Raw genomic sequence first — 14,486 nt, 5'->3', positions numbered from 1 at the left:
TTGTATGCCGGAACTACCTGAAGTTGAAGGTGTTGTTCGTGAATTGGCACCTGCGTCAAAAGGTCGTACCATTTCTGAAGTGAAGGTTTCTGAAGTGATTAGAAGTTCAAAGGAATTGGGTAAAGAAGCCATTGTCAAAGGAAAAACACTTGAGGATTTTATTGAAGAACTTTCGGATATGACGATTATTGATGTTACAAGAAGAAGTAAATATATTTATTTCCATTTGGAAAAAGCAGGTCAGCCCCATTTGTTAGTCAGCCATTTGGGAATGTCAGGAGCATGGTTTGTCGTAAATTCATTGGATGAAGTGGTAGAACGGAAGTTCAAAAACCATATCCATGTCATTTTTACGATGGATGATGGCGGTATGCTTGTCTATTCAGATATACGCAGGTTTGGAGAATTACGTCTGTTAGGTAAGGAAGAGGACTACTCTCCATTATTGAAAATGGCACCAGAGCCTTTCTCAAGAGAGGCGATCGATCATTTTCTCGCAATGGCTTCAACACCGAAATATGCCCGGAAACCTATCAAAGAAGTAATTATGGACGGGCATATTATATCAGGGTGCGGAAATATTTACGCCACCGAGGCCCTTTTCAAAATGAAAATACATCCCAATAGAACAACCGAACGGATAAGCGAAAAAAGGAAAAGGGAATTATTTAACGTAATTGTTAATGTTCTGCAGGAAAGCATTGATGCAGGCGGAAGCTCCATTTCTGATTATCGAAACATTAATGGTGAAGCTGGAACGATGCAAACTCGTCTTAAAATGTATGGGAAAAAAGTTTGTAGTCATTGTGGAAGTTCAACAAAAAGCATGAAGATAGCCGGAAGAACTTCCGTCTATTGTCCAAAATGCCAAAGGTGAGAAAGGATGACTCCGATGATCATCGGTTTGACAGGAAGCATTGCTACCGGTAAAAGCACCGTTTCGCGTATGTTGAAAGAAAAAGGCTACCCGGTCGTCGATGCGGATGAGATATCGAGACAGGTTGTAGAACCGGGAAGTATTGTTTTAGATAAAATAGCTGATGTTTTCGGAGAAGATGTTATTGATCAGAATGGAAGGCTGAACCGTGAAAAGTTAGGAAGCCTTATATTCAAAGATAAAAGCCAACGCAAAAAACTTAATGAAATCATGCACCCGGCTGTTCGCCAAGAAATGATCCGGCAAAAGGAATCATGGCTGGAGAAAGGGTTTAATACTGTTATTATGGATATTCCCTTACTATTTGAAAGTAAGCTTGAATCCTATGTCGAAAAGATCATTGTCGTTACTGCAACACCTGCCATTCAACGAGAGCGTTTAATCGCAAGAAATAGTCTTTCCGGTGAGGAAGCAGATGCGCGAATCAATTCCCAACTCCCAATCACTGAAAAAGAAGAAGGTGCGGACGCGGTAATTAATAATAACGATACTCTCGAAGAAACGGAACGACAACTTGATGTAATATTAGCGAAATGGCATGCATTGCCGTGATTGTATTCTCTGAAAAGTGGAACATTGTCAATTGGTTCACAAACTCTTTTCACCCATGTAAAATGTGCTATACTAATTAACGGATAAAAGATATAAAGTATAACATTAAGCAGGGGGATATAGTACATGACTACTTCTATAGCGATAAATGGATTTGGGAGAATTGGACGTATGGTTTTCCGCCAAATTATCTCGAAGGACGACGTGAATGTAGTTGCAGTAAACGCATCGTATCCGGCTGAAACCTTGGCCCATCTGATTAAGTATGACACAAATCATGGAATATTTGACGGGGAAGTCATTGTAGAGGAAGATGCTCTGATTGTTAATGGTAAACGTGTCCAATTAATAGCAGAACGCGACCCATCTAAATTGCCATGGAAAGACCTTGGTGTCGATATCGTAATTGAAGCAACTGGAGTTTTTAACTCACGTAAGAAAGCAGCCCTTCATCTTGAAGCAGGTGCTAAAAAAGTAATTTTAACAGCACCTGGTAAAAATGAAGATATCACCATTGTTTTGGGTGTGAATGACGATAAGCTTGATATTGAGAAGCACGATGTCATTTCGAATGCAAGCTGCACGACAAACTGTCTTGCTCCTGTTGCGAAAGTTCTCAATGATACGTTTGGTATTGAAAACGGATTGATGACAACTGTACATGCTTACACGAATGACCAAAAGAATTTGGATAATCCGCATAAGGATCTTCGCCGTGCACGTGCATGTGCTCAGTCGATTATCCCAACTTCAACAGGTGCTGCAAAAGCGTTATCGCTCGTATTGCCTGAGCTTGAAGGGAAAATCCACGGTATGGCACTTCGAGTTCCTACTCCTAACGTTTCGTTAGTCGACTTAGTTGTAGATGTACAGAGAGACGTAACCGTTGAAGAAGTGAATGAAGCATTCAAAGAGGCGGCAAACGGCGCACTTGCAGGAATTCTTCGTTTTACTACTGAACCTTTAGTCTCCGTTGACTTCAATACAACGACTGAATCTGCAACAATTGATGGATTGTCTACAATCGTCATGGGTGACCGCAAGGTGAAAGTTCTTGCATGGTACGACAACGAATGGGGTTATTCTGCACGTGTTGTCGAATTAACTCAAAAAGTTGCTAATGCACTTAACGCTTAATTAAATTAATAAATGTAATGAAAAGCCGCTCAAGTCAATGCATGACTTGAGCGGCTTTTTTCCTTCTTAATGGTGAAAACGTCATATCAGCAATTTCTTTCGATTCCCTTTCGATTTTTTCGACAAACTTCTGTTATAATCAATATACTATACGGAAATTCGGAGGAAAACGAAATGATATGTCCAGCTTGTCATTACAATGGCACACGGGTAATCGATTCCAGACCGGCTGAGGAGAATCGATCCATTCGAAGACGCCGTGAATGCGAAAAATGCGCTTTTCGGTTCACGACTTTTGAGAAAGTGGAGGAAATGCCGCTTATCGTCGTAAAAAAAGATGGGACGCGGGAAGAGTTCAATGGAGAAAAACTGCTTAGAGGGCTAATTAGAGCTTGTGAAAAAAGACCTGTCGAATTAGAAGCGTTAAAAAATATTGTTTATTTAATAGAAAAAGAATTAAGAAGTTCTGGGGTTGTTGAGATCAATTCCGAGGACGTCGGTGAAATGGTGATGGGGAAATTGGCCGATGTTGATGAAGTCGCATATGTTCGATTCGCATCTGTCTACCGCCAATATAAGGACATAACAGTTTTTATAGAAGAACTGCAAAATCTACAAAATAAAAAAGATGGAAATTGATCTAAAAGGATGAAAGGGGGGGTTCCGCCAATATGCTTTATCAAGAACTTCAACCAGTAGACACATTCAAACTAAAGATGGCAAGTCCGTTTTCGGATTATGACCGGCAACTCCTCACATTGTTCTACCAACCGTTGATCGGTCCGCATGCAATGAGTCTCTTCATGTCTTTTTGGGCAGATGCTGAACGAGAAAAAGAAACGGAATTCAACCACTATTATTTAATGAATTTATTAACAATGCCATTGGGACAAGTTTTTGAAGCAAGAATCTCACTCGAAGCGATCGGATTGCTGCGTACATACTGCAAGCAAGAAGGCGATGACCGCTCTTTCGTGTACGAACTACTAGCACCAATGGATGCAAAATCTTTCTTCGATGATCCACTATTATCAACTTTCCTCTTCAGTAAAATTGGGGAACAAGCATACCGTGGATTGAGGAATCGTTTTTTGAACGAAAATTTATTAGATGATAATTATAAAGAAGTATCCCGGACCTTCCTAGATGTTTACAAACCTATACGTCCTGGAGCAATAGAACAGACAGATGAGAATAGCGAAATTCAAGGACGGAATGAATCGACTGGAATTCAATTCGCCTATTCCGATTTCGATTTTAATCTGCTGCATGCCGGTCTCTCGGAACAGATGGTGCCGAAATCTTCTCTTGCATCAGTACCTAAGGAATTGATACAGAAGTTGGCTTTTCTCTACTCCCTAACACCGATTGATATGCAAAAAGTTGTCATGATGGCGTTAGACGAAAACTTAAGGCTACCTGAAAGCAGAGTCCGAAAAGCCGCTGTGGATTATTATAAGACGAATATTTCACAAACTGTTCCAACGATTGAAAAAGTCTTTACGAAAGAAATAGCTGTACCAAGCAAGGAGCCGAAATCACGTGAAGATAAATTCATTTTCTATATGGAAAATACGGCTCCTCGAGAAATGCTGAAAGACTACACTGGAAATGAACCGCTACCTGTAGACGTGGAACTTGCCGAAAGACTTGTTACCGTCCACGGATTCCCAGTTGGTGTAGTAAATGTGTTACTGCACTATATAATTATTCGCAATGACGGCAAAATCACAAAGAATTATGCGGAAAGAATCGCATCTCATTGGGCAAATAAGAAAATTGGAACGGCAAAAGAAGCGATGGAAATTTCGCGGAAAGAACATGACCAGTACATTAAATGGCAAAATGAAGGAAGTAAGAAATCACCATCAAGGAAACCGACAAGGATTGAGAAAGTTCCAGAATGGTTTTATCAAAAAGATGAAGAAAACGATCAGCAACCGGCATCTGATGTTGATCCTTCAATTGACGAAGAACGCAAGCGACTGCTGCAGGAGAGACTTAATGCAATATCAAGCGGGGTGAAATAAAGTTGGAGAGAATCGGAAATACAATGAAGCGTGTGTTCAACGCTTCGGGCCTAACAGCGAGATATGAACAATTAAGGAATGAAGTAATGGAGTCCCCAGGCGTCCAACAGTTCATCTCCGATCATTCGAATCAAATCGACAAGGCAGTCGTTGATAAAAGTTTAGGGAAGTTATATGAATATACAACGGCTTCCCATCATTGCGAGAAATGCCCGAATATCGAAGGGTGTGTCAATGTAATGAAAGGCTTCGAGCCGAAACTTGTAATGAGTCAAGGATACATCGATCTCGACTACGTAAAATGTCCGAATAAACTTGTCGACGATGAACGTCGAAATGTATCCAACATGATCGATAGTATGTACATGCCGAAGGATGTCATGGAAGCACGACTGAATAATGTGGATCTCGAACACGATAGAAGCAGGTATATTGTTGCTGAGGCCGCAGCACAATTCTTTGGCGAAATTAGCGAAACGGGAAAGTTACCCGAAAGGGGCCTTTACATTCACGGTCCTTTCGGGACAGGAAAGTCCTTTATTTTAGGCGCGATCGCAAATGAGCTTGCCAATCTTCGCATACGGACTGTTGTCGTCTATCTCCCTGAATTCCTAAGGGAAATGAAGCAATCAATCCAGGATCAGACGTTAAATGAAAAAATTGACTTTGTGAAAAAAGCAAACGTCCTTATGTTGGACGATTTTGGGGCGGAATCAATGTCCGCTTGGGCGCGTGATGAAGTGTTAGGAGCGATCTTACAATACCGTATGGCGGAAAAACTACCGACATTCTTCACATCCAATTTCAACTACGATGAACTGCAGCACCATTTGACGTACACTCAACGTGGCGAGCAGGAAGAGGTCAAAGCAGCACGTATTATGGAACGCATTAAAACAGTTTCCAAACCTATCCAGTTGAAAGGGAAAAATAGAAGAAACATGTAAGATGATTTATCCACTTGCAAATTTCTTAAACATTCCTTATACTAATGGATATTATATTCGAAATGTGTAGAAGAGGACATGAATCGATTAATCCACTACCAGAGAACAGGGTCGTTTGGCTGGAAGCCCTGAAGTGAAGATGATCGGTTTACCACCTTGGAGCAGCATCGGCGAACCTTCAAGTAACCGATGACGGACCCGGCCCGTTAGCCGTTTCGAGCTTCATCTTTCCAGTTATTTTTGTATGACTGGATAGAAGGAAGAAGGGTGGAACCACGAGCAACAGCCTCGTCCCTTTATTGGGATGGGGCTTTTTTGTGTAAAAAAATAAATTGAGGAGTGTTGGCAATGGCAGAAAATATTCAACTTAAATTTCCAGATGGTGCGATAAAGGAATTTCCAACAGGCACAACAACTGAAGAAGTAGCAGGCTCTATCAGTCCAGGACTACGTAAAAGCGCATTAGCAGGTAAAATCGGCGACAAGTTAATCGATCTGAAAACACCGATTAATGAAGATGGAGATATTGCAATCATCACACCACAATCTCCAGAAGCACTCGAAATTCTACGTCACAGTACAGCCCATTTACTTGCACAGGCAGTCAAACGTAAATTCCCTGACGCGAAATTAGGAATTGGTCCAGTAATCGACAGCGGTTTCTACTATGATATCGATTCACCGACACCAATCACAGCTGAGGATTTGCCTGAACTTGAGAAAGAGATGAAACGCATCATCGGTGAAAACCTACCAGTAACGCGTGTCGAAGTATCCCGCGAAGAAGCAGAAAAACGTTTCAATGAAATTGAAGACCCGTATAAAATCGAGCTTTTGGAAGCAATCCCTGAAGGCGAGCAAGTATCTATCTATGAGCAAGGCGAATTTTTCGACCTATGCCGTGGCGTACACGTCCCATCAACAGGCAAGCTGAAGGAATTCAAACTTCTAAGCATCGCAGGTGCATATTGGCGCGGGGATTCCAAAAATAAAATGTTGCAACGTATATACGGAACAGCATTCTTTAAAAAGGAAGAGCTTCAAGAGCATCTTCGTATGTTGGAAGAAGCGAAAGAACGTGACCACCGTAAAATCGGGAAAGAGCTGAATTTATTCACAAACTCCCAAAAAGTAGGCCAAGGACTTCCACTTTGGTTGCCAAAGGGTGCTACAATTCGCCGCATCATCGAAAGATATATCGTAGACAAAGAAGTGAAACTTGGTTATGACCATGTTTACACACCAGTATTGGGAAGTGTAGATCTTTATAAAACTTCAGGACACTGGGGCCACTATCAAGACGGCATGTTCCCGGTAATGAGCATGGACAATGAAGACCTGGTACTTCGTCCGATGAACTGCCCGCACCATATGATGATTTACAAAAACGGTATTCACTCCTACAGGAACTTACCGATTCGTATCGCTGAGTTAGGCACTATGCACCGCTATGAAATGTCAGGAGCACTTTCCGGGCTACAACGTGTCCGTGGAATGACTCTTAATGATGCTCACATTTTCGTCCGTCCTGACCAAATCAAGGAAGAGTTCAAACGTGTAGTTCAACTCATCATCGATGTTTATAAAGATTTCGGTATTAAGGATTATTCCTTCCGTCTTTCCTATAGAGATCCGGAAGACACTGAAAAATACTTTGACGATGACGAAATGTGGGAACGCGCACAAAGCATGTTGAAAGAAACAATGGACGAATCTGGTCTTCCATACGTAGAAGCCGACGGAGAAGCTGCATTCTACGGTCCAAAACTTGATGTACAAGTGAAAACTGCAATTGGTATGGAAGAGACATTATCGACTGTCCAACTCGACTTCCTTCTTCCTGAACGTTTCGACCTCACATACGTCGGAGAGGACGGCAAACAACATCGCCCTGTCGTTATCCACAGAGGCGTAGTATCAACGATGGAACGTTTCGTAGCATTCCTGATCGAAGAATACAAAGGGGCATTCCCGACATGGCTTGCACCAGTCCAAGTTGAAGTCATCCCGGTCTCACCTGAAGCCCACTTCGACTATGCAAATGAAGTACGTGAGAAACTAGTAGCATCAGGTTTCCGTGTTGACCTTGACAGCCGCGACGAAAAAATCGGATATAAAATTCGTGAAGCCCAAGTTCAAAAAATCCCGTATATGTTAGTCCTTGGTGACAAAGAAGTCGAATCCGGTGAAGTAAACGTAAGAAAATACGGCGAACAAAAATCCGAAAGCATGCCATTCGCAGACTTCTTAAAACTAATACAAGCAGACGTTTCCCACGAACAATAATCCGTGGACGCAGGCAAGTGAAAAGTAAATCAATACCCAAAATCGCGCTAAATGCCCTTAAACAAATAAAAGCACTTAAAAATTATTATTAAAGTAGCATTTATGCGTCTCTACAACGATTTATAAGCTTTTTAATCGTATTATGCGTTTTTCGGTAGCTTTTTTATAAACAGAGATACTAAATATTAATACTTTCCGTTGATTGAAGCGCAGGGCGGCGACTCCGAGGGGATTAGCGGGACAGGTGAGACCCCGCAGTGTCGCGCAGCGACCGAGGAGGCTCACCGCCCGCCCCCCGGAAAGCGTCCGCCCGTAGCGGAAATCAACAGTTTAATTTTCTTGTTGACAATGAATAAATAAGATGATAGACTTATTAAGGTTAATGAATACAGTTTGTGGTATAAGAAGGAGCTGCCCGCTTCTCACCTGATCGACGCATTACGTTGTTGACAGGTCAGCACATGAGTGAACGTGCCGCGCTTACATTTGCGCGTACACATAAGCGGGTAGACAAAAGTCACTTTTGTCTACTTTTTTTATTGTCCGGCTCTTATAAAACGAATGAACTATGGGACCGTCGGAATGCTGGACGGTGTACCCAAACCGAGTATTCGCGAGACAACATTCGGAGGTGGATTACTATTAGCAAAGACATGTACGTAAACGAGGGCATCCGTGCCCGCGAGCTTCGCCTTATTGACCACAATGGTGACCAGCTTGGAATCAAATCACGCAACGAGGCACTTGAAATCGCAGCGCGTGCAAATTTGGACCTTGTCCTAGTCGCACCAACAGCAAAGCCACCAGTAGCCCGTGTAATGGACTACGGTAAATTCAAGTTTGAGCAACAAAAGAAAGAACGTGAAGTGAGAAAGAACCAGAAAATCATCAACGTCAAAGAAGTGCGCCTAAGCCCGACAATTGACGAGCATGATTTTCAAACAAAACTTCGCAACGGTATCAAATTTCTGCAAGCAGGGGACAAAGTTAAAGCGTCCATCCGATTCCGTGGTCGTGCAATTACGCACAAGGAAATCGGGCAACGTGTTTTGGACCGTTTTGCAGAAGAATGCAAGGAAGTCTCAACGGTTGAAGTTAAGCCGAAAATGGAAGGCCGGAGCATGTTCCTAATACTTGCCCCGACTGCCGAAAAAAAGTAACGCGAACGATTTAGGAGGAACAGATCATGCCAAAAATGAAAACTCACCGCGGATCCGCGAAACGTTTCAAAAAAACTGCGACTGGTAAAGTGAAACGCGGCCGTGCTTACACAAGTCACCTTTTTGCCAACAAGTCTACAAAAGCGAAACGCCACTTGCGCAAAGCTTCACTTGTTTCTTCAGGCGACTACAAACGTATCCGTGAAATGATCACATACATGAAATAAGCTTTGAACAATTAAAACATTCTTTAGGAATAGCAGGAGGTAATGAACTATGCCACGCGTAAAAGGTGGAACAGTGACGCGCAAGCGCCGTAATCGAGTATTGAAATTAGCCAAAGGTTATTTTGGTTCAAAACATAGACTTTACAAAGTAGCAAACCAACAGGTCATGAAATCATTCAACTATGCATACCGTGACCGCCGTCAGAAAAAACGTGATTTCCGTAAACTATGGATCACACGTATCAACGCGGCAGCACGTATGAATGGTCTTTCATACAGCACATTGATGCACGGTCTTAAAGTGGCTGGCATCGAAGTGAACCGCAAAATGCTTGCTGACCTTGCAGTAACAGATGCTCAAGCATTTGCAAAACTTGCAGAAACAGCTAAAAACTCTGTCGCAAAATAAGCGATGTATTCTTACAAAGCCTCGTGCCGAATTTTCGGATGCGAGGTTTTTTTACATAGAAAAGTAATGAACAGTACCAAAAAGTAATAGAAAAATAAAAATAAAAGTAATTATAGTTCTTCTTTCTTTGTCTATTCAATAAAGTGTAGAATAGGGGTAGGGGAGTTGAGAATCGATGCAAACAGTGATAATTAGTTGGATTGTCTTCCTATCCATATGGACATTTGCAGCAATGGGTTATGATAAGAGGCAGGCGAAAAGAAAAGGAAGAAGAATTCCAGAGAAGAACCTTTGGCTGTTGGCATTTGTCGGGGGAGGCATTGGTGCGTATATTGGGATGATGGTATTTAATCACAAAACAAGACATACAACATTTCGCATCGGATTTCTAGTATTAGCGATTATCTACATAAGCATCATCGTTTACAGCTTGGGCATCGATCTATTTGGAATAGGACGAAGTAAATTCTCTTGAAATAATGAAAAAAAGCCCGTCAATACTTAACGGGCCTTCATTAACTTTTCAATTGGATTTTTCCAGCTGATGACAGCATTTGGATAATTTGAATTGATTTCAGAAGATAAGAAGTGGAAGTCATCCTTAGAGAATCCTTGTAGCTTTGTTTCATCCTTCACCCAGACAAAGATTGAAACGACTTCAAAGGAATCTTCCGTTGTCCCTAAATACTTTTCTCCTTCAAAGAGGGCACCTTTATATGTGATAAAGAAATTCTTCCTTACATTTTTAACATCATCATAAAAATAATATTGTTCTTGTTCATACGCCTCGTCCAGTTTCCGTTTAGGGTCAATCAAATATCGAATGCCTCTGTAGAATAGATAGACGATGAATGCAATGATGACAAAACGTATTATCAAAGCCATACTAGCATCCCCTCACAAATTTAGATATAGTCTCATACCTATACGGATGAGATTCAGTTTGGTTTCAAGATAATTTATTTTTGGAGGATTTAAATGAACTTTTCAACCTTGTTTACGATGCAACGAGAATTAGATAACTTCATACAGACAAATCAAGCAATAGAAAAAGACGTATTTCGAGAAAAAGGCCTTGCCCTTGTAGTGGAACTTGCAGAATTAGCGAACGAAACAAGATGTTTTAAATTCTGGAGCACAAAAGGTCCATCCGAAAGAGATGTCATCTTAGAGGAATATGTGGATTCAATCCATTTTATTTTATCAATTGGCATCGAAAAAGGTTTCGACGTTCTGAATGAATGGCCAGAGGGCAAAGTGAATGGCGAACTGACGGAGATTTTTATCGAAACGATTACATCGATCCAAACTTTCATCTTTGATCCGACCATGGAAAACTATAAAAGTATATGGATTCACTATGGGTCAATAGCTTCAAGAATCGGTTTTTCTTATTCTGAAATAATTAATGCATATATAGAAAAGAATGAAAAAAATTATACACGTCAGCGTACAGGTTATTAAAGATTTAATAGAAAAATAATTAATATTGACATGGGGACTCTTGGAAAATATCATAGAGATAAGTATATAGGAGGAGGCATTACCGTGAATGATTGGAGTAAAGAAGACTTTGGTATAAGACTAAAGACTCTAAGGGAGCAAAGAGGCTTATCGATGATGGCCTTTGGCGCGGCAATAGGTACTTCAGCGAGTAGAATTAAAGATTGGGAGAAAGGAAAGAATGCCCCCTCGGCCGCCTGGATTGCTAAGATTTCAGACAGGTTTAATATTTCAACCGATGAACTGATTTTAGGGGACCCGAATACATCCCGTGCATTTACGACAAATAGTTCTTCGAATGTGGATATGCTCTATGAACGATTACGTGAAAATTTAAGTATTGGTAATGGTGTAGAGGAACAGGATGGAAAGTTAACAGAATTATACAGTTCAGTTGACGCGATGAATAAAGATCGATACCGCAGTGGTAGGGGAAGACGCTTGGCTGAGCGTGAACTACTTACAATTTTGACGGAGTTACCTAAAAAGGATGTATTAGAATTACTGGAACTCGCTAAAATAAAGAAACGTTGGATTTAATGATTAATGAACAGGGGCCACCGGAAATTAAAAGGAATTCTACTTATTATTATACTTATAATGTTAGTTGGCCTATATATTTATAAAGAAAACTCCTCAATCGGGGTCACCTTTTTGGAAATAGAGTCTTTGAGGATACCAAAGTACTTTGATAATTATCGGATTGTACAATTATCGGATATTCACGATTCGGTTTTCGGAGATAACAACTCGGAACTTGTGAATAAAGTTAAGTTACTTTCCCCAAACGCAATATTTATCACGGGAGATTTTATCGATGGAAATCGGTATGATCTTGAACAGAGCCTAAATATTATTAAACAGCTTCAGTTTGTCGCACCCTTTTTCTATGTTACAGGCAATCATGAAGTTTCTACGAATGATGTCGAGTTAATAAAGTCAGAACTAATCCAGTTAGGCGTACACGTTTTATCAAATGAATCACTACTTATTGGCGACGAAGAAAAAATTGCCATTGGAGGCATAGAGGATCCGTTATCCAGTGTTTTACCCGAGGATCAGTTTGTAGAAGAGGCCTTAGGTAAGGCTTTTAAGAATGTCCCGAATGAAATGTATAAACTACTCTTGGCGCACCGTCCGTATGAATTGGATAGATATGTAGAGCGAAATATCGATCTCGTTTTTAGCGGCCATGCTCATGGCGGTCAGATAAGAATCCCAGGGCTTGGTGGCCTTGTTGCTCCGGGTCAAGGATGGTTTCCCGAATATACTTCAGGCGTTCATGAGAAGAGTGGAAGTCATCTGGTCATTAGCCGAGGTCTTGGGAATAGTATTGTCCCAATAAGGATATTCAATCAACCTGAAATAGTGGTAGTTACGCTCAAGTCACTTTCAACTAAATAAGCATACACTAAAACGCAAAGAATCATCTTTGCGTTTTTTATTATCCGAATGAAAATATTACAGTAATGTTGTATGATAGAATTGCAGACAATTAAATAAATAGAATATATTTCAATTGTCATGATTAAGTTGATTTTTTTGAGGGTCATTGTTCGTCTTTTAAACTATACTGAGAGTAAAAGGGAAGGGTTGGGGTCATTTTGACGGAAAAAGCAAAACCATTAACAGATTTAGCAATAGCAAACGCAGCAGTCATGAAACCTATTTTAGAAATTGCGCAAAATGCGGGTATTCCTGAAGAGGCAGTAGAACCTTATGGCCGCTATAAAGCGAAAATTGATGTGAGCAAATTGCCTGTTTCCCAATCATATGGAAAGGTTGTTCTAGTGACGGCAACAAGTCCGACACCAGCGGGAGAAGGAAAATCCACTGTGACTGTAGGCTTAGCTGATGCATTGTCAAGATTGGGTGAGAAGTCAATGATTGCTTTGCGGGAGCCATCACTTGGACCTGTCATGGGGGTAAAAGGCGGCGCCGCAGGGGGCGGGTATGCTCAAGTTTTGCCAATGGAGGAAATTAACCTACATTTCAATGGGGATATCCATGCGATTACAACAGCAAATAATGCGCTTAGTGCAATGATAGATAATCACATTCACCAAGGGAATGTCTTAGGGATAGATCCAAGAAGGATCACTTGGAAACGCGCACTGGATATGAATGATCGTGCATTGAGACATATTACAATTGGCCTCGGCGGTCCCGGTCAAGGAATTCCGAGGGAAGACGGATTTGATATTACAGTAGCTTCTGAAATTATGGCTGTATTCTGTTTGGCTACGAGCCTGCAGGATTTGAAAGAACGTCTCTCGCAAATGGTGATTGGATATACGTATGAAAAAGAGGCAGTAACGGTAAGGGACCTTGGAATAGAGGGTGCTCTTACGTTGTTGTTGAAGGAAGCATTCAAACCGAATCTCGTCCAAACAATCGAAGGAACACCTGCCTTAATCCACGGAGGGCCATTTGCGAATATTGCACATGGTTGTAACTCATTGATGGCTACAAACACAGCAAGGAAGCTTGCAGATGTTGTTGTAACAGAAGCGGGCTTCGGATCCGATTTAGGTGCTGAGAAGTTTATGGACATCAAAGCACGAAAAGGCGGATTTGCACCGGATGCTGTCGTAGTTGTAACAACAATCCGTGCATTGAAAATGCATGGCGGAGTGAAGAAAACGGATCTTGGTGCAGAAAATGTCCAAGCTGTCATGGATGGAATCGTCAACTTGGAGAAGCATTTGGAAACAGTCAGGGCTTTCGGTGTTCATCCAGTAGTCGCTTTGAATCGGTTCATAACAGATTCATCAGCTGAACTTGATTATGTACTGAAATGGTGTAAGGAAAATGGTGTCCGTGCGGCATTGACAGATGTATGGGGCCGTGGAGGCGAAGGCGGATTAGACTTAGCGAAGCAAGTTTTGGAGCTGTTAGATGAGCCAAATGACTTTGCACCACTTTACGATGTTGAACAATCTGTCATTGAGAAAATCACGACAATCGTTACAAAAGTTTACGGCGGTAAAGGAATTGTCTTGACGGATAAGGCAAGAAAGGATCTTTTACAAATCGAGCAAAACGGTTGGGATATCCTTCCTGTTTGCATGGCGAAAACTCAATACTCATTTTCGGATGATCCTAAAAAACTTGGAAGACCTGAAGACTTCACGATTACGATTCGTGAAATCATTCCAAAATTAGGAGCCGGATTCCTTGTTTGCTTAACAGGCGATATTATGACAATGCCTGGCTTACCGAAAACACCTGCCGCACTTCATATGGATATCGATGAAAACGGGAATGCAGTGGGATTAATGTAAAAAACTTAAAGGGC

General features: G+C 41.3%; 16 protein-coding genes. 15 read left to right on the top strand and 1 reads right to left on the bottom strand.

Features of this window, described 5'->3' with window-relative positions:
- Positions 1–4 precede the first annotated feature (4 nt).
- The 11 genes from mutM to P5G49_RS07215 all read left to right on the top strand — a co-directional run bounded on the left by mutM (position 5) and on the right by P5G49_RS07215 (position 10,160).
- A complete protein-coding gene (mutM, locus tag P5G49_RS07265) occupies positions 5–877 on the top strand; it encodes a bifunctional DNA-formamidopyrimidine glycosylase/DNA-(apurinic or apyrimidinic site) lyase (protein ID WP_301242820.1) in 873 nt (290 codons plus the stop codon).
- Between the two features lie 6 nt (positions 878–883).
- On the top strand, positions 884–1,489 hold the full coding sequence (gene coaE, locus P5G49_RS07260; protein ID WP_363322164.1) for a dephospho-CoA kinase: 606 nt from the start codon (positions 884–886) through the stop codon (positions 1,487–1,489).
- Between the two features lie 126 nt (positions 1,490–1,615).
- Positions 1,616–2,626 (top strand): glyceraldehyde-3-phosphate dehydrogenase, encoded by a 1,011-nt coding sequence (locus P5G49_RS07255; protein ID WP_301242819.1) that lies wholly within the window; start codon positions 1,616–1,618, stop codon positions 2,624–2,626.
- 174 nt (positions 2,627–2,800) lie between these two features.
- Entirely contained in the window at positions 2,801–3,265 is a 465-nt protein-coding gene (nrdR, locus tag P5G49_RS07250; protein ID WP_301242818.1) for a transcriptional regulator NrdR, read from the top strand.
- 32 nt (positions 3,266–3,297) lie between these two features.
- Positions 3,298–4,656: a replication initiation and membrane attachment family protein gene (locus P5G49_RS07245; RefSeq protein ID WP_301242817.1), complete on the top strand. Its 1,359-nt coding sequence runs from the start codon at positions 3,298–3,300 to the stop codon at positions 4,654–4,656.
- 2 nt (positions 4,657–4,658) lie between these two features.
- On the top strand, positions 4,659–5,603 hold the full coding sequence (gene dnaI, locus P5G49_RS07240) for a primosomal protein DnaI (protein WP_301242816.1): 945 nt from the start codon (positions 4,659–4,661) through the stop codon (positions 5,601–5,603).
- Positions 5,604–5,951: 348 nt separating this feature from the next.
- Positions 5,952–7,889, top strand: a complete 1,938-nt coding sequence (gene thrS, locus P5G49_RS07235) for a threonine--tRNA ligase (RefSeq protein WP_301242815.1) — start codon at positions 5,952–5,954, stop codon at positions 7,887–7,889.
- 653 nt (positions 7,890–8,542) lie between these two features.
- Positions 8,543–9,049: a translation initiation factor IF-3 gene (gene infC / locus P5G49_RS07230; protein ID WP_301242853.1), complete on the top strand. Its 507-nt coding sequence runs from the start codon at positions 8,543–8,545 to the stop codon at positions 9,047–9,049.
- Between the two features lie 26 nt (positions 9,050–9,075).
- On the top strand, positions 9,076–9,276 hold the full coding sequence (gene rpmI, locus P5G49_RS07225) for a 50S ribosomal protein L35 (RefSeq protein ID WP_041075504.1): 201 nt from the start codon (positions 9,076–9,078) through the stop codon (positions 9,274–9,276).
- Positions 9,277–9,325: 49 nt separating this feature from the next.
- Positions 9,326–9,685, top strand: a complete 360-nt coding sequence (rplT, locus tag P5G49_RS07220; RefSeq protein ID WP_301242814.1) for a 50S ribosomal protein L20 — start codon at positions 9,326–9,328, stop codon at positions 9,683–9,685.
- Between the two features lie 175 nt (positions 9,686–9,860).
- Positions 9,861–10,160, top strand: a complete 300-nt coding sequence (locus P5G49_RS07215; protein WP_301242813.1) for a DUF1294 domain-containing protein — start codon at positions 9,861–9,863, stop codon at positions 10,158–10,160.
- A 26-nt stretch (positions 10,161–10,186) separates the two neighbouring features.
- On the opposite strand, the gene P5G49_RS07210 is transcribed toward P5G49_RS07215, so the two are convergent.
- Positions 10,187–10,570 carry a sigma-w pathway protein ysdB gene (locus P5G49_RS07210; RefSeq protein ID WP_301242812.1) on the bottom strand — a complete coding sequence of 128 codons (384 nt, stop codon included), beginning with the start codon at positions 10,568–10,570 and terminating at the stop codon, positions 10,187–10,189.
- Between the two features lie 93 nt (positions 10,571–10,663).
- On the opposite strand from P5G49_RS07210, the gene P5G49_RS07205 reads away from it, so the two are divergent.
- The 4 genes from P5G49_RS07205 (at position 10,664) to P5G49_RS07190 (ending at position 14,472) form a co-directional block, all read left to right on the top strand.
- A complete protein-coding gene (locus P5G49_RS07205) occupies positions 10,664–11,149 on the top strand; it encodes a dUTP diphosphatase (RefSeq protein ID WP_301242811.1) in 486 nt (161 codons plus the stop codon).
- An 84-nt stretch (positions 11,150–11,233) separates the two neighbouring features.
- The gene (locus P5G49_RS07200; protein WP_301242810.1) at positions 11,234–11,728 is read left to right on the top strand and encodes a helix-turn-helix domain-containing protein; all 495 of its coding nucleotides are present in this window, start codon (positions 11,234–11,236) and stop codon (positions 11,726–11,728) included.
- Positions 11,729–11,857: 129 nt separating this feature from the next.
- On the top strand, positions 11,858–12,592 hold the full coding sequence (locus P5G49_RS07195) for a metallophosphoesterase (RefSeq protein ID WP_301242809.1): 735 nt from the start codon (positions 11,858–11,860) through the stop codon (positions 12,590–12,592).
- Positions 12,593–12,792: 200 nt separating this feature from the next.
- Entirely contained in the window at positions 12,793–14,472 is a 1,680-nt protein-coding gene (locus P5G49_RS07190; RefSeq protein ID WP_301242808.1) for a formate--tetrahydrofolate ligase, read from the top strand.
- Positions 14,473–14,486: the final 14 nt, after the last annotated feature.

It is taken from the genome of Sporosarcina highlanderae, from assembly GCF_030433715.1.
GTDB lineage: Bacteria > Bacillota > Bacilli > Bacillales_A > Planococcaceae > Sporosarcina > Sporosarcina highlanderae.
Note: the sequence above shows the minus strand (reverse complement) of the source record. Positions and strands in the feature narration are given on the sequence as shown.